Raw genomic sequence first — 21921 nt, 5'->3', positions numbered from 1 at the left:
TTGTGGGATCCTCGCTAATGGATGATTTGCACCATTGACTCCCTCTCCATTCAGGGAGAGGGTCGGGGTGAGGGGGAACATGCGACTCAGGAGGGTATTCCGTTCACTTCCAGACCTGTGCTTCTCTATGAACCCGGTAACGGTGAACGTGCCATGGCGGCTCAATCGCCGCCGCCCTGGCAACCCGGGCTCCCGGCAAGAAAATCGTCGCTTCGCGATACCTTCGTCTTATTCCCTTCGGCTTTCGGGTCGGGCGTGATCCTGCATCCATGCAGGTCACGCCCTCTCCGCGCATCCCTGCGCGTCGCCCCGGCCTTCGGTCAAAGACTCAGCGATTTACAGCCGGACTAGGGAGTCGCTGTAACTCTTTTATTAAAATTGAGAAAATCCCACCGCGACTAAATCCAAAATTTCTGGGGCCCCCTCTCCCCTTTGAGAGAGGGTCAGTGAAGCGGGAATAATTACTCAGCCTGCAGCTTAGACGGCGGAGCCGTATGGTAATGCGCATCCGCTTCTGCGAAGCGTTTCTGCATTGACGCAGACGGCGCTTTACCCAGCAGACTAAACACCACAATCCCGATGCTACCAAAGACGAAGCCCGGAATGATTTCGTACAGGCCCAGCCACGCGAACTGTTTCCAGACGATAACCGTCACCGCACCGATGATCATACCCGCCAGCGCGCCGTTGCGGGTCATACGCGACCACAGCACGGAGAACAGCACCACCGGACCAAACGCCGCACCAAAACCAGCCCATGCGTAGCTCACCAGACCCAGCACGCGGTTCTCAGGGTTTGATGCCAGCGCAATCGACACCAGCGCAACCACCAGCACCATAAAGCGACCCACCCACACCAGCTCTTTCTGGCTCGCGCCCTTGCGCAGGAACGCCTTGTACAGATCTTCCGTAATCGCACTGGAACACACCAGCAGCTGGCAGCTCAGGGTCGACATTACCGCCGCCAGAATAGCCGACAGCAAAATCCCGGCGATCCACGGGTTGAACAGAATCTGCGCCAGCTCGATGAACACGCGCTCGGCGTTTTGATTCACCGCGCCCGCCAGAGCCGGGTTGTTGGTGAAGTAGGCGATACCAAAGAAGCCAACGGCACACGCGCCCGCCAGACACAGGATCATCCACGTCATACTGATACGACGCGCGTGAACAATGGTGTGGTGGGAGTCCGCTGCCATAAAGCGTGCGAGGATATGCGGCTGACCGAAGTAGCCCAGGCCCCAGCCCATCAGCGATACAATCGCAACGAAGTTAAGCCCTTTCAGCATATCGACGTTTTCGATGCTCTTTTGCTTGATCACTTCCAGCGAATCGCCAAAACCACCGACGGTGATAATCACGATCACTGGCGTCAAAATCAGTGCGAAAATCATCAGGCTCGCCTGCACGGTATCGGTCCAGCTTACTGCTAGGAATCCGCCCACGAAGGTATAAAGGATGGTCGCTGCCGCACCGGCCCACAGCGCCGTTTCGTAGCTCATGCCGAAGGTGCTTTCGAACAGACGCGCGCCCGCCACAATGCCGGAAGCACAATAAATGGTGAAGAACAGCAGGATAACCACGGCAGAGATAATGCGCAGGATGCGGCTTTTATCTTCAAAGCGCCCGGTGAAATAATCCGGCAGCGTTAATGCGTTATTGTTGAGCTCGGTGTGTACGCGCAGACGCCCTGCCACCAGCTTCCAGTTGACCCAGGCACCCAGCGTCAGGCCAATCGCAATCCAGCTTTCTGAAATCCCGGAGATAAAAATTGCGCCCGGCAGCCCCATCAGCAACCAGCCGCTCATATCGGATGCCCCCGCAGACAGCGCGGTCACCATCGGGCCCAGGCTGCGCCCGCCTAATATATAATCGTCAAAGTTCTTTGTAGAACGCCACGCCAAAAACCCTATCAGGATCATGCCAAAAATATAAACGAGAAATGTCACCAGCATCGGTGTGCTAATAGCCATTCAAACTCTCCAAATTATCGAGCGACAGCCGTCCGGGCTGCCTTATTATTTCGCCACCGGAACGTGGTGACGTGTGTATGTGTTTCTGTTGGCCGCGCGTATCCTGCCGCAAGCAGTGTCTGCACACAAACGATTTAACACTGCATTTACATCAAATTCATCCCTGGTTTTATACGTCTTTCGTATAGGTTGCACTCGCTCACGCTTTTACGGGTTGCACCTTTTAAAAGTGTTAAGTGCCGCATGTAAACAGGCTTACCAGACAGAATCCAGAGTTATTTTCCAGCTTACTTATCATTAACAATCCATTCATTTTTCAGCTTGCAAACCAGGTCACATTTAACGAGGTTGCACAAAGTTGCAACATGATGGATATTTCACGCTAACCAAAGAACATCACAACAGAACAACAGGAGTTTTGGCATGGGCATGACCACCATGGGGGTTAAGCTGGATGACGCGACCCGCGAACGGATTAAAAGCGCCGCCACTCGAATCGATCGTACGCCGCACTGGTTAATTAAGCAGGCCATCTTTAACTATCTTGAGCGTCTGGAAAACGAAGACGATTTGCCAGAACTCCCAGCCCTGCTGGCCGGTGCCGCTAACGAAAGCGACGAATCCGCACAGGCCGCCGATGAAAACCATCAGCCGTTCCTCGACTTTGCCGAGCAGATCCTGCCGCAGTCCGTGAGCCGTGCCGCCATCACCGCCGCGTACCGTCGTGCCGAGACCGACGCCGTGCCGATGCTGCTGGAACAGGCACGATTACCCGAGCCGATTGCCACCCAGGCGCACGACCTGGCCTACTCGCTTGCTGAAAAGCTACGTAACCAAAAAACCGCATCGGGCCGTGCAGGCATGGTGCAGAGCCTGCTGCAAGAGTTCTCGCTCTCCTCACAGGAAGGCGTGGCGCTGATGTGCCTGGCCGAAGCGCTGCTGCGTATTCCGGACAAAGCCACCCGCGACGCGCTGATCCGCGACAAAATTAGCAACGGTAACTGGCAGTCGCACATTGGCCGCAGCCCGTCGCTGTTCGTCAACGCTGCCACCTGGGGTCTGCTGTTTACCGGCAGACTGGTGTCGACGCACAACGAAGCCAACCTCTCCCGCTCCCTGAACCGCATTATCGGTAAGAGCGGCGAACCGCTGATCCGCAAAGGCGTGGACATGGCGATGCGCCTGATGGGCGAACAGTTCGTCACCGGGGAAACCATCTCCGAAGCGCTGGCCAACGCCCGCAAGCTGGAAGACAAAGGGTTCCGCTACTCTTACGACATGCTGGGCGAAGCGGCGCTCACCGCCGCCGACGCACAGGCCTATATGGTCTCTTACCAGCAGGCGATCCACGCCATTGGCAAGGCCTCTAACGGTCGCGGCATTTATGAAGGGCCGGGCATCTCGATAAAGCTTTCCGCCCTGCATCCGCGTTACAGCCGCGCGCAGTACGACCGCGTGATGGACGAACTGTACCCGCGCCTGAAGTCACTCACCCTGCTGGCACGTCAGTACGACATTGGTATTAACATCGATGCCGAAGAGGCCGACCGTCTGGAGATCTCCCTCGATCTGCTGGAAAAGCTGTGCTTTGAGCCGGAACTGGCAGGCTGGAACGGCATCGGATTTGTTATCCAGGCGTACATGAAGCGCTGCCCATACGTGATTGATTACCTGATTGATTTGGCATCCCGTAGCCGTCGCCGGCTAATGATCCGTCTGGTGAAGGGCGCATACTGGGACAGCGAAATCAAGCGCGCGCAGATGGACGGTCTGGAAGGCTATCCGGTTTACACTCGCAAGGTTTACACCGACGTTTCCTATCTGGCCTGTGCGAAAAAACTGCTCGGCGTGCCGAACCTGATTTACCCGCAGTTCGCCACCCACAACGCCCACACGCTGGCGGCGATCTACAGCCTGGCCGGACAGAACTACTATCCGGGCCAGTACGAGTTCCAGTGCCTGCACGGCATGGGGGAACCGCTGTACGAGCAGGTCACCGGCAAAGTCGCTGACGGCAAGCTGAACCGACCGTGTCGTATCTATGCCCCGGTCGGCACCCACGAAACGCTGCTGGCATACCTGGTGCGTCGTCTGCTGGAAAACGGGGCCAACACCTCGTTCGTCAACCGTATCGCCGACACCACTCTCCCACTGGACGAACTGGTTGCCGATCCGGTGCAGGCGGTCGAGAAAATGGCCGCCCAGGAAGGCCAGATTGGCCTGCCGCATCCGAAAATCGCCCTGCCGCGCGAGCTGTACGGCGATGACCGCGTCAACTCTGCTGGGTTGGATCTGGCGAACGAGCATCGTCTGGCGTCGCTCTCTTCTGCCCTGCTCAACAGCGCACTGCAAAAATGGCAGGCAAAACCGATTCTTGAACAGCCGGTTGATGCCGGTGAAATGCAGCCGGTGATCAACCCCGCCGAGCCAAAAGATATCGTCGGATTCATGCGCGAAGCCCGTGAAAGCGAAGTGGAGCTGGCACTGGAAAACGCGGTCAACAACGCGCCTATCTGGTTTGCAACGCCACCGCAGGAACGTGCCGCCATTCTGGATCGCGCGGCGATCCTGATGGAAGGCCAGATGCAGCAGCTGATTGGCATTCTGGTGCGCGAGGCGGGTAAAACCTTCAGTAACGCGATTGCCGAAGTGCGCGAGGCGGTCGACTTCCTGCATTACTACGCAGGCCAGGTTCGCCACGATTTTGATAACGAAACTCACCGTCCGCTGGGGCCGATCGTTTGCATCAGCCCGTGGAACTTCCCGCTGGCGATCTTTACCGGGCAAATCGCTGCAGCGCTGGCTGCCGGTAACAGCGTGCTGGCAAAACCTGCGGAACAAACGCCGCTGATTGCCGCGCAGGGTGTGAACATCCTGCTCGAAGCCGGTGTACCCGCGGGTGTGATTCAACTGCTGCCGGGCCGTGGCGAAACCGTCGGCGCACAGCTCACCTCCGACAGCCGTGTGCGCGCTGTGATGTTTACCGGCTCCACCGAAGTGGCAACGCTGCTGCAACGCAACATTGCGACGCGTCTTGATCCGCAGGGCCGTCCGACGCCGCTGATCGCTGAAACTGGCGGGATGAATGCGATGATCGTCGACTCCTCCGCCCTCACCGAACAGGTGGTGGTGGACGTGCTGGTCTCAGCGTTCGACAGCGCCGGTCAACGTTGTTCTGCCCTGCGCGTGCTGTGCTTGCAGGACGACATCGCCGAGCACACGCTGAAAATGCTGCGCGGCGCGATGGCAGAATGCCGGATGGGCAACCCCGGTCGCCTGACCACCGATATCGGTCCGGTGATTGACGCCGAAGCGAAAGCGAACATTGAACAACATATCCAGACCATGCGCGCCAAGGGCCGTCCGGTGTTCCAGGCCGTGCGTGCAAACAGCGAAGATGCCCGCGAATGGAACAGCGGCACCTTTATCGCGCCGACGCTTATCGAGCTTTCAAGCTTTGACGAGCTGAAAAAAGAGGTCTTTGGCCCGGTGCTGCACGTGGTTCGCTACAGCCGCAACAACCTCGGCGCACTGGTCGATCAGATTAACGCATCGGGCTACGGCTTAACGCTGGGCGTGCATACCCGCATCGACGAGACGATTGCTCAGGTGACCGGCAGCGCGAAGGTCGGCAACCTGTACGTCAACCGCAACATGGTCGGCGCCGTGGTCGGCGTGCAGCCATTTGGCGGCGAAGGATTATCCGGCACCGGTCCGAAAGCCGGTGGACCGCTGTATCTTTACCGCCTGTTGGCAAACCGTCCGGAGAATGCGCTGGCCGTGACGCTGGCACGTCAGGATGCAGAACATCCGGTCGATGCGCAGCTAAAAGCGCTGATCGCCCAACCGCTGGAAGCGCTCGCGAAATGGGCAGACAAACGCCCTGACCTGCACGCGTTGTGCCAGCAGTTTGGTGAACAGGCGCAGGCCGGAACCCAGCGCGTACTGCCGGGACCCACGGGTGAACGCAACACCTGGACGCTGATGCCACGCGAACGCGTGCTGTGCGTCGCGGATAACGAACAGGATGCGCTGGTCCAGTTGGCCGCCGCGATGGCAACGGGCTGCGAAGTATTATGGCCAGAAGACGGCCTGCATCGCGACCTGGCGAAACAGCTGCCGCAGGACGTTGCCGCGCGCATTCACTTCGCGAAGCCGGACGTGCTGGTCGAGCAGGCCTTCGACGCGGTGATTTACCACGGCGATTCCGACCAGTTGCGCGAGCTGTGCGAGCAGGTAGCGGCGCGCGACGGTGCGATTGTGTCGGTGCAGGGCTTTGCCCGCGGCGAGACCAATCTGCTGCTGGAGCGTCTGTACGTTGAGCACTCGCTCAGCGTCAACACCGCGGCAGCGGGCGGCAACGCCAGCCTGATGACAATCGGTTAGTGCTGTGATAATAAGGCTCCGGAAACGGGGCCTTTTTTCATTGGGTGAGATGATGAAACGATTAATCATTGCCGGTGCTGCCTTGCTGCTCAGCACCAGCGCGCTGGCGGAAGAGTGCGCAAACGCCAATACGCAGATGGATTTAAATACCTGTACCGCCCAGCAGTATCAGGCGGCGGACAAAAAGCTAAACCAGACCTATCAGGACGTGATAAAGCGCGCCGCCGCGCCCCAGCGCGACCTGCTTAAGAAAGCGCAGCAGGCGTGGATTGTACTGCGCGACGCCGATTGCACATTTGCCGCCTCGGGCACCGAAGGCGGCAGCATTCAGCCGATGATTATCAACCAGTGCATGACGGAAAAAACCGTTGAGCGCGAGGCCTTCCTCGCCTCGCTGATGCAGTGTGAAGAAGGCGATTTAAGCTGCCCTCTTCCCCCCGCGAACTAACGCAGGCGGATCCCTTCGATAATCATGCGCTGCACGTTATCGACCGCACTCTGGAAAAACGCCTCGTCCTGGAGCGTTTTTCCGGTCACCGCTTCGACCTGGCTGGCGAAATCCGCATAGTGCTGCGTCGACGCCCAAATCATAAAGATCAGATGATGCGGATCCACCGCAGCCAGCTTGCCGCTCTCCACCCATCCCGCAATAATCGCCGACTTTTCATCAATCAGCTGTTTTAAATCCCCGCTCAGGTCGGCCTGCAGCAGCGGCGCGCCTTGTAGCATCTCCATACAGAACAGCCTTGACGCCTGCGGGTAATCGCGTGACACCTCCAGCTTGAGCCGGATGTACTCTTTTATCGCCACCAGCGGCGTGAACTCTTCCCGAAACGCCTTCAGCGGTGCCAGCCAGATATCCAGAATTTGTTGCAGCACCGCGACGTAGAGCGCCTCTTTTGACGGAAAGTAATACAGCAGATTGGTTTTCGAGACGCCAGACAGTTCGGCCACCTGTTCAAGACGGGTGCCGTGAATGCCGTACTGAGAAAAGGTCTCCAGCGCCGCGCTCAGAATAGCCTGTTTCTTGGCGCTAACCGCTCGCGAGCGTTTACCGGGGGTTTGCACTGCGCCTTGTGTCATCTGCGCTCTCCTTGTTGGTTTGCGATAGCATAGCAAAACCATCGCTGTCTCTCGACGTTCTGAGCGGCAATGTGTTTTCAAAGCATTTCCGGTCTGTGAGGATGGCGTTACCTCGACTCATTAAACTCACAGCTTATGGCAGCCGGTTATCCCATCCTCCATTTTATTCAAAAAGACCTGTTCAGGATATGCCACACCAGAATGTAATTTTTTAGCGAGAAGGTTTACTGCGGCTAAACTCTTTTTGCATTGTTTATTATTGCTACATAAACTGGAGTAAATTAATTTAGCAAATTTTTAATTCGAAAACCTCCTGTATTAAAATGAATAATTACTTCCTTTCAGGATATATCCAATGTGTCAATTGACATCTATTCACCATTACACTACGCTTTTTAAGATTTCCCCAAAACAGCTGTTATCAGTCCGTCCTAATATATTTTCCTATTATCAGGAGACAAGAATGGGTATTGTTAACGCACTGCTTACCGGTGGTATTTTAATCGGTAAGATTTGTCAAGCCATTGGTGGGGCTTCCCTTAAGTCAGACTCAAATAATGAATTTCTTGTTAGTGAAGATGTTTCTGCAGGTGGAGTAGTTTTCTTTCGCAGCAATGTGAGTGGAAAATCAATATCCTACGCATATAATCCCAACACTAATTCACCGGCTTCAGTTGTTATTCCCAACGACGATAATAATGGCGGCATAACATATGTTATTGCACCCACGGAAAAAATTCCGTTTGCCGAAGCAGATAGTCCCGATATTTCACCCTCAACGGTCGTAACGACCGGGCTGACCAGCGGTAACAGCCAGAATTCTGCTAGCCTGCAAGACCCGGAAAGTTATTTCAAAATGTCATTCTCAGGATTAAAGCTAGGCAACATTGTCAATGTTGGCAGCTTTAAATTACGCTGCACTACGGGCCAGTTGATCATTGTTTCGAGTCAGATCAGCATCTTAGCTTTGTCCTATATGTATCTGAACTCAAATAAGGGCGTTGAGGCTACATCGACAGCCAACATCCCTAGAGATAAGCAGAGCGTCGGTGGAGTAGTTACAGGCGACAACGAGACGACTTTTACAATCGACTTCCTCAAACTTGGGTTTAATCTGGACGGTCAGGATATTATTGATGGAACGTTAACCCTTTCCATTAGCGGAACAAATAATGATATTTTGGCACTTTCAAAAGTGGCATCCACACCTTTGCATCCTGCTGAATTACACTCACTGAGCCATTATCAGAATATGAGTTAATATTTCTTTTATTTCACCTCCATACTCTATGTGAATATTATGTCAATACAAATTACCACGACAGAACTACCTACAGGGTATGTCGGCGAAGAATATCATTTTACATTAGCAGCAGTGACTCATCCTATGGACGCCCCCCTGAGCTGGAGTATTAAAAACACTCTGCCTCTGGGGCTTACTATTAATGCCATAACCGGCACAATATCCGGCCTTTGCCAACGTGACTACTGGAGTTCGATGACTATCTGGGTCCAAAACACCACCACTGGTGAAACAACTCAGAAGGTCCTTACACTTTTTATTGCGAATAACGACAGTCTCGAAATAGTCACTGAAACCTTAGAGGTGGCGACCGTTGGTCAGGCTTATTTAGCTACGCTTTTGATTAATGGCGGTAAAGCCCCTTATCACTGGAATATAATCAATTTACCTCCGGGACTGAGTGCTGTTCAGGGAAAGATCTCAGGCACGCCCGTGCAAGAAGGAGACGCTTGCGTCTCGGTAACGGTCACGGACTCGTCATCGCCGCCCCAGACCGTACAGCGATCCATTTCGCTGCAGGTTAACCCGCAGCTGCAACCTCTTGCCATTGTCACCGATTCCCTCCAGCCTGGTGTTGTCGGCCAGACTTACCAGAAGGAGCTTATTGCCTCAGGCGGGCTGGCACCGTATTTGTGGTCGGCCACGGGTTTGCCGGCAGGACTACAACTTGAAAGCAGTATCATTTCAGGCAAACCAACCGGTGCTGGCACGTTTACTATTATCCTCAAAGTGAACGATTCGGCAACGCCAGTTAACAGCAAACAGCAGCAGCTGACGTTGAAAGTATCAGTCCAGCCACAGATCCTGACCATCAGCACGCCAGCTTTGGCGGCGGCAACCCTATCCGTGCCTTATTCTCAGCAATTAACAGCCACGGGTGGCGTCGAACCTTACCAGTGGTCAAGCGACGGTCTGCCGATTGGATTGAGCATTAGCGGTAATTCTATTTCTGGGCAGGTGAGCGTGTCCGGCGGTTCGGTACCTCTGACCTTAAGGGTAACAGACGGCAAGCAGGCCACCGCCAGTCAGTTCTACCTGTTAGACATTAACCCGTAATAATAATACACGTTGAAAGGATAACTGGATGAGCATGTCTGAGAAAATCACCCTGGAAGCGACAAAATCCATTCCATTAAATATTCCGAAAGGTTTTTATAGTTTCTGGACTATAACGACGCAGGCCGCTTTCAAAATCGGCTTTGAGCTACGCGACACTAAACAAACCTATGTCTCGCAATCAAGACAGAGCCAGAATATTCTACCGCCACTATCGCAAACCTATGCCCGGTTAGAAGGCGATAATCTAAGCCTCCTGATTAGCATCGCTGAAAGCAAACAAATAGATGCCAGGATGAAGACGATGGATATTACCGACAGCAATAACAATCTGCTGGCCAGATCCGTCACTATTGTGGGAGAGGATTCGACGGATATGGATTATAACGATATCTTTTTCACTATAACCGCCTGGCGTAACCAAGGTTAGTGTTTGATACAAACAGAGGCCTCAACAGGGGCCTTTTTGTAAACCGAAACGTCCGACAGGAAGGTTCAGACTGTGCCAGAAGCGGACGTTTACATAGAGTGCATTACATTAAACGCTAAGATTTTTTCTCTAATCTGATATCAGTGTCATTAATATCTGTTTGATTACCCCAGCCGAGATGTATGTAAACTTTCGCAGCACGACTATACTTATCGGTTTCCAGCCAGGCTATATCATGTAGTCTGAATAACTCCTGCTCAGCGGCCATTATAAGTTTACGGCCTGCCCCCCTACCTTCATATTTTGGGTGGACAAATGCAGCGAAGAGGCAACCTTCATGCGGTAAAATCATTGAGAAACCGATGATTTTTTCGTTTTCAACCGCAACCCAAGCGCAAGAACTGTTCTGAATCATATCTGCCACTAGGTTTTCAGTGATCCCCATTTGCCACATTTCTTCTCGGCTAAGATGATTTTCAATAACCGAAGTTCTAATGCCGAAAATACTCTCTACATCAGAAACTATTGCTGACCTTATAGTTATGGCCACTGGGTTTTCTCCATGCTTGATAAAAAGAAAGCTATCTAACAATGCTAAATATAACAGTTAGATGATGTTGAGTACATTTGGAGGGATTTTGCATAATATGTCCGCTTCACACTGTGCGTTCAACGGGTCGATGCAATCCTATCCTAAATCGAAGGGGAGCGTTGCCAGGAAACGAAGAACCTATAGCCCCTTACGACTTAGTTTGCGAGGAATTATCTAGCTTTCGGACCTCAGGAACCAGACAGGTTCCTAATGCCGTTATGATCACTGCCATCGCTGAAACCAGAAGTACATTACTCGTACCATAATTTGTGGCTAGCGGTCCTGCGACAAGTTCACCGAAAGGAATGGCGACAAACGAACCGATAGCGTCGTAGGCGTAAACGCGAGCCAGTTTTTCCCGGGGAATATGAATTTGCAGCGCATGGGCCCAGGACACATCGAATAGGCCTAGCGTCACACCAGCAACAAAAAAAGCTGTAACGAGTCCTACTTCAGAAGCGGGCTGGCTAAGCATTACCATTGGTGCAGAGCAAAGTGAAACCAGCATTACACTGATAAAGAGATCTTTACGTGGCCGCCATTTCAGAGAGAGGTACGAACCCGTAACCAGGCCAACGCTCTGTGCAGCAATAATGCGCCCCCAATGCGCTCGTCCAAAAGAAGCATCAGCAATAACAGGACCGAGCACCATGACTACTCCGCTGAATGCGGCATTGATGATGGTGAACTGGACAACAGTCACCCACACCCATACTCGGCTTGCGAATTCTTTCCAACCTTCTTTTAAGTCCTGCAGAATATGAGTTGTTGATGTGCATGCTTGAGTCGACGAAGTACGTATCAAAAAATAGAGTGGCGCAGAGGCTGCGAAACCCATTGCATCAACTGTCAGTCCCCATCCTGGTCCAACAGAACTGATAAGGACCCCACCAAGCGAAGCGCCAATAATCGTACCGCTATTAATACCGAGCTGAATTAATGCATTTGCTGCACGCAAATTCTGCGCCGGAACTGTCTGGGGGACCAGCGTAGATGAAGCAGGTAAGGCGATGCCGGATGCTGCTCCATTTAAGACTCCAAACAATGCCATACTCATCACCGTTGCGGAACTATCCAGTACAGACCATGCAACGACAGCTTGCGACGCTGCTGCAATCAGTGATGAGGAGACCAGCACTCGATTTCGAGAGTATCTATCCGCTAAAACTCCACCAATCAGTAAGAATGCAACGTTAAAAAGGGAGCGCGATGCTACGACGATACCTAAATCAGAGATTGTCCCACCTATGTCAAGTACCGCGAAAGCCTGTGCAATCGGGGCAATTCCATTACCTAGAACGGTAAGAAGGCGAGCAAAAAATAAATAGCGAAAGGGACTAGAGTGAAACGCGCCAACTTTTTTATCAAACAAATTCATTGTGGGAATAGCTTAAAGTTGAAGAACCGATTTTAGAATACCTGAGGTTTGAAAATACATAAAAAATCAATGAATAATTATATCATGGTGCATATCATATAGAGGCGTTCATAATGACGAGCCCCCGCTTGATTAAATTATCGCGGTATGGATCACGCATAACCATCGATAACTGAAAGGCATCTAGCCTTTACTAAAATTAAGTATGGTAGTTACTGTTCCCCTATCCGGATTATTTACTTCACCCAAATGGTCTCCTTTACCTGCAATAATACGTATCGCGTGCTTCTGTGCCAGTCCAGACATAGAAATGTAATAGGGATCATTGACACCTGCCCAGAGTAATTTAGGCGTGCTGCGAGTCAATAAATTGTCATCATCTTTGAATGGTTTACTCAGTTCATTGAAAAAGTACTCCACACTTCTCTCATCCGCAGGTGACAGCGATTGGGTCAGTTCTGGTGCAATCTCTCGTGCGTAATCCATAAACATCTCAAAACTGAGTTTGCCGAAAGGCGTTTCCGGAATTCCTTTTAAGCAATCCCATCCACCCAACACAACGGAAGTCAGTCTTTCAGGATATGAATCAAGCAATCCCATAGCTAACCAGGCACCCGCTGAGTAACCAATCACATGTGCTTTGTCATAGCCCAATTCATCCATAAGTTTCACAATGGTTAAAACCTGATTTTCTCTTGTGTAAAAGTCCTGAGCATCAAATCTGTCGCTTGCACCATGCCCAATCAAGTCTGGGCATACGACTCTAAAAAAAGGACTAAAAGCAGAGACAAAGCCGTTATCTGCCCAACACCGTCCATCCATTAATAGGCCGTGAAGCATTATTACTAATGGCCCTTTACCTTCTGTACGATAGAACAGCGTTGAGTTGCCAGGCATTGTGGACATAAATTCTCCTCAAAATGGGTGCATTGGTAAAGCAACGTTAGCTTCTCCAGTCATTTCCGACGGCCTTCAGACTAACGCCTTAAAGCAAGGCTGTTCTACCCCCCAATTTTGGAGGTGATGACTCAGGTTACGAAAATCAGGTGGAAGTTGAGCCAGATAAGCGTCGGATACCACTATAAATAAATTGGCTTAATTCCACTCCTCGCTCACAGCGGGCATTAGGCTCAGTGAGCCATTTCACTCCATGCCAGAAGCGGACGTAGAATCACCGCATTGCGTTCTCATCGGTTTTCACTCAAGCCTGCAAATAATTAATCATGGAATTGCTGCGTTGCGAAATATGAATCAATGAAATTATCACGATTGTAAATTAAATGACGCCATTGCTTTAATTACGCTATTAACTCTAATTAATTGACAATACTTAGTGTTATCTTCTGCACTCTGATTTTATTGCGGCTTTATCTACCGAGAAGTTGAGGCGCATTTCTCTCAACTACTTGAAATAAAAGAATGAAATTAATCAGTCTGTTATTTATACAGTTTTGCGCGCTGATTGACGGGGATTAATAATGAGAATATTTTTATAAGGCCGGTTTATGGCAGATGATAATATTATTATTATCGGGTTAATTTGATGGAATAAATACCTATGTTCTATGATATTATGGATTCTATTGGCAATACACCAATGATAGAGATTCTTAAAGGTCGGCATCCCAACTCTCATCTGTATGTTAAATTAGAATCATTTAATCCTGGTGGCTCCATAAAAGATCGAGTTGCATTAAGAATGATTTCTCAATGCGAACGTTATGAAAAAATTAGACCTGGAATGGAATTGGTTGAAGCGACCTCAGGTAATACAGGTGTTGGCGTAGCCTGGATTGGAAAGCATAAAGGATATAAAGTCACCATTGTTACTCATGATAAAATTAGCAAAGAGAAGTTGGCATTACTAAAACATCTTGGCGCGAATGTCATACTCACTTCATCATCAGCACCGGCAGGTTCCCAAACTCATTATATAGAGATGGCAAAGGAATATTCTAAGACTGATGGCCGCTATTACCTAAATCAGTTTAGCTCTCCTTACAATAGTGAGGCTCACTATTTTTCTACTGCACCAGAGATTTACCAGCAAACAAAAGGAAATGTTGATGCAATAGTTTGCGGTATTGGCTCGGGAGGTACTGCGATGGGTTTATCGCAATTTTTCCGTAAACACGCCCCCGCTGTAAAAATCATTGCCATTGACCCTGCAGGCTCTATCTTTCATTCCCATAAATACTCTGAAGAACACCAACGGAGAGCCTGGTGTATAGAGGGAGTAGGATCTGATTTTATTCCTGAAATATATGATAAAAACCTTGTAGATGATATTTACCAGGTTACCGATAAAGAGGCTATTGAAACCTGCCATAATCTTTATGCAAGTGATGCAGTGGATCTCGGTTTATCAAGCGGTGCCATCATTGCGGTGGCACAAAGAGTCGCAGAATTGGGGGTATATCAACATATCGTCTGTATTTCTCCTGATTCAGGCGAACGTTATATATCTAAATTAACTGCAATGTAAATCGATCTTACTTATTTTAAAGAGATGCCATAACCATGCCTCTTCCAACTTATAAAACAGATATTGATCTTTATGAAAATTTCGATATAGAAAGAAGTGTTTTAAATAAATTAAGGGATTATTTTAATGACAAGTTTATTGTTTTAATTGAAGGGGACCACTCGGATGAAAACAAGATATATACATTAAATGCAGAAGTACAGATAAGAGGTATCTTGGCAGTGGATCACGCCCTCTCGGTTCTTGGTTTAAATTACAAAAGAGTTACAAGCACTGACAAGAAAATTAAAGATTATCTGGCCGTTGCCGATTACGCTTTTATTTATGCGCAAGGTGAATTTGGCGAGGATGGTCGTATTCAGGGCTGGCTTGATTATCTTGGGGTTGCCTATCCTGGCCCTGGGATAACTGCTAGTGCTATCTGCTGTGATAAATTATATTTCAAACATGTGATGAAGAGCGCTGACGTTAGCACTGCCCCTTATTACGAACTAGAGAGCATCGAAACGCTGGAATCATTGCTAAATAAAGCTACCAATCTGGGTTATCCAGTGATGATGAAAGAAAGACAAGGTGGGAGTAGCCTTGGGATCACGATGATTACAAATCGTAAGGATTTAAAGTACTGGCGAGATCATCAATGCAATAAAGGTATCTCAGCTTATTTTATGGAAAAATATGTCGATGGTATATTTGTCACTGCCGGGATAATTGAGCTATCGACAGGATATTATATCCTGCCAGTACTGACCGCTGAAACAGAAGCACTTTTTTATGATGCAGAATTGAAACTGGGAAAAAGTAAAAGCAGTATCCGCTACTTCCTTGGCGGTGCTTTTACCGACGTTCAACAGCAAAAGATAAAAGAAATAGCCTGGCAGGCCTTCTCGCATAGTGGATGCGAAGGGATCTCTAGAGTAGACATGATGGTGCAAGGAGAAGAGGTTTTCGTGCTGGAGATTAATACCGTACCGGGTATTTCTCATAGCGGTAACTTTACGCAAATGTTTACCTCTTTTGGGTTCAGTTATGAGGAAATGATCCTCGCAATAATGAATACCGCCTTCCTTAAAAAAACCACCCACTGAGGGACTTGATATGAAAAGACCGCCGCATGTTTGTCAGTACTGGCACACGGAAATAAATCAACTGCCTTCCCTTCCCGGAGACTTTAAGGAGCTTTGTGATTTTTGGTCCGTACGCTCATGCGGGTTGGCGTGCGCGAGTTCAGCACTCTTATCACTGACCGGCGTCACGGTCTCTGTCCAGCGATTGTTTAATGAATGCGTAAGCGCTGGAGGATATTCAGAGTGGGGATGGCGCCATGAACAACTTGCGAAAGTTATTTCATCTTATGGCGTTAGCGCGAAATCGATGCCATTAAGTGTACAGCAGGTCGTCGAAAATTTGACGATATCACAACTAATTATTGCTTCTGTCACGCATAAATTCCCATGTAATGGGCAGCGTGGGGGGCATTTAGTTTTGTTATACGGTCTTAAGAAATTCTTCGGGCAGTTTTTTATTTGCTTTATGGATCCGACGAACTGGGGGGAAAAACATCATGTCGTCACGCTTGAGCAGTTTTCTCATAGTTTTTCAATGAAGGGCATCATTCTATCTGACCGAGGATAAGTGTATGGCACATTTTCTTTTTATTAACGCAAATTTGACTGGTCTTAAAGCGATCAAAGAAATCATTTCTTTAGGGCATGATGTTTCTTATATTGAATCCTCATCTTTTATTTGTTACGCCAATACTGATGAAAATAAATATATTAAGAAATCCTTGACTGATATCTATTATTTTGAAGATACAGATGATGCTGTTAAGCTTTTACAACTTGCCAGTGATATTGACAAGAGAAAAAAGGTAGATGGGATAATTTGCATCGCGGAAAATTCAATGGAATCGGCTGCTGCAGTTGCTGAGGCGCTGCATTTACCTTTTCCTTCTTTTCATTCTGTACTAAACAGCAGAAATAAAGACGACACGCGTGAATGTCTTAATCAGCACGGTATTAAAAATGCGAGTTTTTGCCATATCAATACGAACGGTGATTTAGTTCGGGCCGCCGCTGAGATTGGGTACCCTCTTGTCATCAAACCGAAGACATCTCTCAACAGCGTAGCTACTGCGATTGTCCGTGACGAATCGGAATTACATCGAGCATGGAAAGGGATCCTTGATGCCGTTGCCCGAGAGCCATTAAAAATGCAGAATCAGTATTTACGTGGCTTTTTGGTGGAGGAATATCTCATCGGTAACATGGTGTCAGTCGAAGTGGCACATGATGGGCTACTTGCCAATATATTTATGATTTCTGGTCGTGGGCGTTCAAGTCAGAATGAGCTTGTAGAGTACAGGATTGATATGCCTGCGCTTTTAACAGAAATCGAGCAACAGTTATGCCGTGATTATACCGTTACTGTACTTTCTGCGCTGGGATTGAGTCATGGGATTTTCCACATTGAATTAATCCTGACGAAATCTGGTCCGGTTCTGGTGGAGGTTAATCCCAGACTAATGGGCAGCTATATGCCATTATTATATAATAATGTTAGCGGGAATAATATATTTAGCTGGCTTGCAGATATTCATTCAGGTGTGCCATTAAATGAACAAGATATCTTTATCAGCAACAAGGTAGGTAGCGCAATTCGTTTTGATGCGGCTAAGGATAGCAGCTTTTCTCCAGTGGATTTTCGTAAGCTGGTGACCTCGTGGTTTAATCCGGTCTATCAGGAGTTATCTGGTCAACAATCGGTTTCGAATGTTAAAGCGGGCGAAACGTTGGGACGTATTCAGGTTATCTATCCGAATCACCAGGCGTTGGAAAAAGATCTACAAGGATTCTTTGAACAAGTTGAGAAAGACATGCATTTGGAGCTACTCCATTGATTAAAGAAGGTGCAGTATTTTATTCACCTACAGGCCGGCACAATGTTTACATGCTTGTTGCAGGCTCTTTTTTTGCTACGGTTGGGAGGGGGGTAACCCTCCCATTTCTACCACTTTTTTTACATGACCAGTTAGACATGTCTATCGTTGAGACGGGGAACTTCCTCACTCTGTCCATTATTTCCGGGATATTTTTAAGTATTCCTTGTAGCAAGTTATCAAACCATATTAACCATAAATTACTCTTGAATTTATCTTTACTTGTTTTTTCTTTTTCTTTTTTGATTTTGGGTTTCTTCCATAATTCTATTGTTTTTGTGATTTGCTTTACGCTGATAACTTGTTCTTACTCACTATACTCAACTATTATTAAATGCTTCATTTCCGATCATTTTGATGATAAGGGAAAGACTAAGGTTTTTTCGCTCAATTATACATTTATCAATATAGGTTGGATTGTTGGACCATTAACAGGATCGTGGCTGATGGGCAAAGATATTGACGTTTCTTTTTTGCTCTCAGCTTTGCTGGGTGGACTAGCCATTATTTCGACGACGGGGTTAAAGCTGAGATCGCATCCAACAACGAGGGAGACGTCAGGTCAAATTACCAGGGTGTACTGCGATCGGAGATTGGTTATTTTACTGGTGTTCACACTGGCAATTTTTCTTGCCTCATTCGTATTTGAAAGGTTTGCAAGCTGTATTTCACAAATATTAATGGTTGATCATTCTTCGGAAGCCGTGGTGAAAATTGTCTCTTTACTGATTACCACCAATGCAATGACTGTTGTGTTATTCCAGTATATTACAGGGAATGTCGTAATTAAATTCTCGGCTACCCTGGGGTTTTTGCTCGGAACCTTATGTCTGGCGGCCGGGCTGTTCATCTTCAGTCTTGCGGGTGAAAACAGAATGACCTGGATGCTGGGGATGTTCTTTTTCTCGTTCGGTGAGATCATTTTTGCACCACTACAATACAGAGTCATTGACCAGATCTCACTGCCAGAAGGTAGAGCTTTTTATTTCTCATTCCAGAACCTTGGTAGCCTGGGAGGGGCTTTAAATCCGGCAGTCACAGGTGTGTTACTTGCGTTTATGCAGCCACGCAACGTGCCATGGGTATTGATGCTGGTCAGTGTGCTCTGCTTTGTTCTGTTTTATATCGGTCTGCGATTGTCACGACGGCTTACGTTTAGCCAGTTTCTTTTGCAGAATGATAATGATAATGGGGAACACTGATGCGGACATGGCACAAACCGCCAGTAACATGTTCATATTTTGTTGTGTCATGACATGCCCAGGTAATAAATAAGCAGACAGAAAAAATGCGATCGTTGTAACCAGATACATTATTGATGTCTGTAATGAAGAGAATCCAGCTAATTGCCTGTTATCAGGAAACTGAATCGTAAGTGCTGAAGATGAAACCAGACGACTGTAAGATGCACCGAGAAATAAAATAATAAATAGCGCCGGATGCGAATAACCCATAACAGGTATTAGCAAAGTGAGTAAAAAAACGATAGTTGACCCTGTAGCCAGAATCACAGCAGAAAAATGCGGAGTTAACGCGCCAGTCATTTTTGTAGAAAGGTATCCTGAAACACCCCCGCCAAAGAACAGCCAGGGCAAAAGGCCCTGAGAAGCGCCGAGGTACTGTGTCATTAAGGGAACCAGAACAGGAATGACCAGCATCGGACTAAACTGCACAAGCGCATTGCTTGAAGCAAACAGTAAAGTATCCACATCTATAGGTTGTGCTTGGTATGTCTCGAAAGAGGCAGGATCGTGCGGGATGATGGTGATAATAAGTGGTAATGCTAGCAAACAGAGCGTACTGATTAACCACAAAGCGACATGCCAGCCATAATGATTACATAAAAATAATACGGCGGGCATTCCTGCAATGCTTACTACGGAAAATGATGCAATTACCGTCGCGAACATTTTTCCACGTAAATTAGTCGGTGCATGGTTTATCAATATACTGATACCCACCCCCATTGTTGTACCGCCTACCAGTCCTGCGCAGAATCGTAATGCAAGCAGAAGACTAAAACTGGAGGTGAATGTCGTCAAAAATGTCAGTATCCCCAGGAGTGCCATATTGACGATGAGAAAGCGTTTCTTATCGAAACGTCCAATCCAGTAAAAGGCGAGAATCCCCGACAGGACTGCTCCTGATGTGTACATGCCGGAGACATAGCCTGAGAATGATACGGGAACGGCGAAATCAGCTGCCATAAAAGCAAAAATAGGGTTGAACATCATATATTCCAGCGCATTCGTGAACTGAATAAAAGCTATGACAATAGCTATTCGTACGAGGGCTTTATGACTCAACGTTGTTGTGACCAGTGGCATAGCAAGCGACCTATCGATGAAAGATATCCGAGTTTAACCGCTATCAATGTTGTTCATTAGATGGTACAAATGGCACTTATTGTTATCATTTATGGGATAGTAGATGCGAGCGACGCTTGATTTTAATACCCTTAAAGTGTTTATTGCTGTCGTTGAACGAGAAAGTTTTGTTGGGGCCTCGAAAGTCCTGGAAATGCCGACCTCAAACGTGAGTCGTTGTATTTCTCAGTTAGAAGACAAACTGAGTCTTCAGCTCATTGAACGCAGCACCCGACATATGAAACTCACACAAGCGGGGCACCTGCTCTTTACCCGAGCAAAACCATTACTGGATGCGCTCGAGCAAACTGAAACTGAATTAACGTTGCGGCAAATGCAGTTCAAAGGGCCACTACGTATCTGTATTCCCAATGAGATAGGTCCTGCATTGCTGGGTTCTGTGGTTGCCGATTTCGCCTGCCAGCACCCGGATCTGGAAATTAGCTGTGTCACAAATTTGTCTGGTTTTGAATCCCTGCGAGACGATCTGGATTTAGCAATCATTGTGAGCCGTGGCCAGATGGATGACAGTGATTACATCGCCCGTCATCTGGTGACGATCCCTTGCACTATCGTTGCAGCCCCCTCCGTCATTCAGCGTTATGGCAGCCCTTCTCGAATACAGCAACTTGAAGAATTACCCTGTATTACCACGGTAAATGCACTTAAAGGTGCTCCCTGGCAATTTGTTAATAAAAAGGGGGGATTCGAGACAATTAAGGTTAAAAGCCATTACCGGGTAAACAGCGGAGAGATGGCAGGACGCGCGGCGGTAGCGGGTGTCGGTTTCGCCATTCTTTCGGAACAGGCCTGCCAACCCTACATTGACGATGGACGGCTGATCGAGATTAAGTTTGAACAACCCCCAGCCCCACTTCAATTGTTCGCAATTTATTCAGACAGGCGTTATTTGCCAGCTAAAACGCGAGCGCTCATTGATTTCATGCATCAGAAATTGAGTATTCAATCTTTGGCCGCACAGAACGTCCAACGGGTGTAATGCGCCCTAAGCACAGGGCGTCGACTTCTCCCTCATAGCAGGCTTCGCGGCGCTTCGGGCGGTCCGCTTCGCGCCAAAAGCAGACATCTAAGCCATTTCGGAGAATTAAGTGCTGTGAGAGCCTTCAAGTATGTTAATTATCAAATCGAGTGGGAAGATGATTTCATTGGTTTGTCTGAGTTCTTCTAAGGTCCACCAGTAGTGATCGCGAATGACTTCTTTTTCGTTGTTACTCCAACCTGAGCGGTCAATATCTGATTTATCTGCATTAATAATAAAGAAAATTTCTTCAGCAAGAACGTTCTCACCACTTGGCAGCATCATAGGGAAGGATCTGGAGGCTATTTGTGGTCCCGCCGTCCTTCTTGTCAGGCCCGTTTCTTCAAATAATTCACGTAACGCCGCCTGCTCATAAGACTCGTTGTGCTCAAGTCCTCCCCCTGGCGTTGCCCAATATGTCTTTCCCTCTAAAGCATCATCTTTATGGCAGAACTTAAAGAGCAGAACGTGATTATTAGGTGAAAGTACTATCAATCGAGAGGCTGGACGAGTACGCATATCTTCCCTCTTTAACAAAGCTTAAATCCTCATTTCGGATTTTCATATAAGCATAAATTGCAGTCTGAAGCGCACATTGAGAATGCATTTTCTTGTCACGTCAACTGCGTTTGTCGCTGTCCGTTGAGTGGCACCGTCCGGGATCGTTATTGCTTTCCCCCTGCACCGCCATCGCGCACAGCTGCCTGCTTTGCGTGCATCTCTTTTGACCATTCAGTCCACTTTAGTAGCGCTCAATTTAACAACCAATAGTTAACATATTAATAACACTCGCATTTTCAAAACTGGCATCACCTTTGCAAAATCATTCTCACGAGGCTGAACAGGAAATGCAGGATGCAGCGCCACGTCTGACTTTCACCCACATTGAGAT

General features: G+C 48.4%; 18 protein-coding genes. 11 read left to right on the top strand and 7 right to left on the bottom strand.

All coding sequences use genetic code 11. From position 1 onward, the window contains the following. Positions 1-461 precede the first annotated feature (461 nt). Positions 462-1970 (bottom strand): sodium/proline symporter PutP, encoded by a 1509-nt coding sequence (gene putP / locus AC6EMZ_RS04025; RefSeq protein ID WP_498401093.1) that lies wholly within the window; start codon positions 1968-1970, stop codon positions 462-464. A gap of 423 nt (positions 1971-2393) precedes the next feature. Here putP and putA point away from each other — a divergent pair, with 423 nt between their 5' ends. Continuing rightward, positions 2394-6356: a trifunctional transcriptional regulator/proline dehydrogenase/L-glutamate gamma-semialdehyde dehydrogenase gene (putA, locus tag AC6EMZ_RS04020; RefSeq protein WP_498401092.1), complete on the top strand. Its 3963-nt coding sequence runs from the start codon at positions 2394-2396 to the stop codon at positions 6354-6356. Positions 6357-6408: 52 nt separating this feature from the next. Then, positions 6409-6804, top strand: coding sequence for a lysozyme inhibitor LprI family protein (locus AC6EMZ_RS04015; RefSeq protein WP_498401472.1), 396 nt, complete (start codon positions 6409-6411; stop codon positions 6802-6804). Here AC6EMZ_RS04015 and rutR read toward each other — a convergent pair. Continuing rightward, positions 6801-7439, bottom strand: a complete 639-nt coding sequence (rutR, locus tag AC6EMZ_RS04010; protein ID WP_498401091.1) for an HTH-type transcriptional regulator RutR — start codon at positions 7437-7439, stop codon at positions 6801-6803. The two genes, AC6EMZ_RS04015 and rutR, sit on opposite strands and share 4 nt — an antisense overlap. A 463-nt stretch (positions 7440-7902) precedes the next feature. On the opposite strand from rutR, the gene AC6EMZ_RS04005 reads away from it, so the two are divergent. Genes AC6EMZ_RS04005 through AC6EMZ_RS03995 form a run of 3 tightly spaced genes read left to right on the top strand, consistent with a single transcriptional unit; the run spans position 7903 to position 10228 of the window. Next, complete coding sequence (locus AC6EMZ_RS04005; RefSeq protein WP_498401090.1) at positions 7903-8700, top strand: hypothetical protein; 798 nt, start codon at positions 7903-7905, stop codon at positions 8698-8700. A gap of 39 nt (positions 8701-8739) precedes the next feature. Then, complete coding sequence (locus tag AC6EMZ_RS04000) at positions 8740-9798, top strand: putative Ig domain-containing protein (RefSeq protein ID WP_498401089.1); 1059 nt, start codon at positions 8740-8742, stop codon at positions 9796-9798. Positions 9799-9826: 28 nt separating this feature from the next. Next, entirely contained in the window at positions 9827-10228 is a 402-nt protein-coding gene (locus AC6EMZ_RS03995) for a hypothetical protein (protein WP_498401088.1), read from the top strand. 115 nt (positions 10229-10343) lie between these two features. Here the strand turns inward: AC6EMZ_RS03995 and AC6EMZ_RS03990 are convergent, their stop codons facing one another. The 3 genes from AC6EMZ_RS03990 to AC6EMZ_RS03980 all read right to left on the bottom strand — a co-directional run bounded on the left by AC6EMZ_RS03990 (position 10344) and on the right by AC6EMZ_RS03980 (position 13104). After that, entirely contained in the window at positions 10344-10778 is a 435-nt protein-coding gene (locus tag AC6EMZ_RS03990) for a GNAT family N-acetyltransferase (protein ID WP_498401087.1), read from the bottom strand. 190 nt (positions 10779-10968) lie between these two features. Next, complete coding sequence (locus tag AC6EMZ_RS03985) at positions 10969-12198, bottom strand: MFS transporter (RefSeq protein ID WP_498401086.1); 1230 nt, start codon at positions 12196-12198, stop codon at positions 10969-10971. Between the two features lie 183 nt (positions 12199-12381). Further along, positions 12382-13104 carry an alpha/beta fold hydrolase gene (locus AC6EMZ_RS03980; RefSeq protein ID WP_498401085.1) on the bottom strand — a complete coding sequence of 241 codons (723 nt, stop codon included), beginning with the start codon at positions 13102-13104 and terminating at the stop codon, positions 12382-12384. Between the two features lie 652 nt (positions 13105-13756). Here AC6EMZ_RS03980 and AC6EMZ_RS03975 point away from each other — a divergent pair. From AC6EMZ_RS03975 to AC6EMZ_RS03955, 5 genes are read left to right on the top strand one after another with little or no spacing between them, the layout of a single operon-like run. Then, positions 13757-14683: a PLP-dependent cysteine synthase family protein gene (locus AC6EMZ_RS03975; protein ID WP_498401084.1), complete on the top strand. Its 927-nt coding sequence runs from the start codon at positions 13757-13759 to the stop codon at positions 14681-14683. Positions 14684-14718: 35 nt separating this feature from the next. Beyond that, a complete protein-coding gene (locus AC6EMZ_RS03970) occupies positions 14719-15771 on the top strand; it encodes an ATP-binding protein (RefSeq protein ID WP_498401083.1) in 1053 nt (350 codons plus the stop codon). A 10-nt stretch (positions 15772-15781) separates the two neighbouring features. Beyond that, positions 15782-16318: a cysteine peptidase family C39 domain-containing protein gene (locus AC6EMZ_RS03965; RefSeq protein ID WP_498401082.1), complete on the top strand. Its 537-nt coding sequence runs from the start codon at positions 15782-15784 to the stop codon at positions 16316-16318. A 4-nt stretch (positions 16319-16322) separates the two neighbouring features. Then, positions 16323-17585 carry an ATP-grasp domain-containing protein gene (locus AC6EMZ_RS03960; protein ID WP_498401081.1) on the top strand — a complete coding sequence of 421 codons (1263 nt, stop codon included), beginning with the start codon at positions 16323-16325 and terminating at the stop codon, positions 17583-17585. Further along, positions 17582-18826, top strand: a complete 1245-nt coding sequence (locus AC6EMZ_RS03955) for an MFS transporter (protein ID WP_498401080.1) — start codon at positions 17582-17584, stop codon at positions 18824-18826. The genes AC6EMZ_RS03960 and AC6EMZ_RS03955 overlap by 4 nt, the downstream gene beginning before the upstream one ends. Here AC6EMZ_RS03955 and AC6EMZ_RS03950 read toward each other — a convergent pair. After that, positions 18764-19951, bottom strand: a complete 1188-nt coding sequence (locus tag AC6EMZ_RS03950; RefSeq protein WP_498401079.1) for an MFS transporter — start codon at positions 19949-19951, stop codon at positions 18764-18766. The genes AC6EMZ_RS03955 and AC6EMZ_RS03950 overlap by 63 nt on opposite strands. 103 nt (positions 19952-20054) lie before the next feature. Here AC6EMZ_RS03950 and AC6EMZ_RS03945 point away from each other — a divergent pair, with 103 nt between their 5' ends. Further along, positions 20055-20990 carry a LysR family transcriptional regulator gene (locus AC6EMZ_RS03945; RefSeq protein WP_498401077.1) on the top strand — a complete coding sequence of 312 codons (936 nt, stop codon included), beginning with the start codon at positions 20055-20057 and terminating at the stop codon, positions 20988-20990. 105 nt (positions 20991-21095) lie between these two features. On the opposite strand, the gene AC6EMZ_RS03940 is transcribed toward AC6EMZ_RS03945, so the two are convergent. After that, the gene (locus AC6EMZ_RS03940) at positions 21096-21548 is read right to left on the bottom strand and encodes an NUDIX hydrolase (protein WP_498401076.1); all 453 of its coding nucleotides are present in this window, start codon (positions 21546-21548) and stop codon (positions 21096-21098) included. Positions 21549-21921 lie beyond the last annotated feature (373 nt).

The organism is Enterobacter sp. SCRI0065, assembly GCF_059766475.1.
The sequence above is the reverse complement of the archived record's forward strand: the minus strand, read 5'-3'. Positions and strand labels throughout refer to the sequence as shown.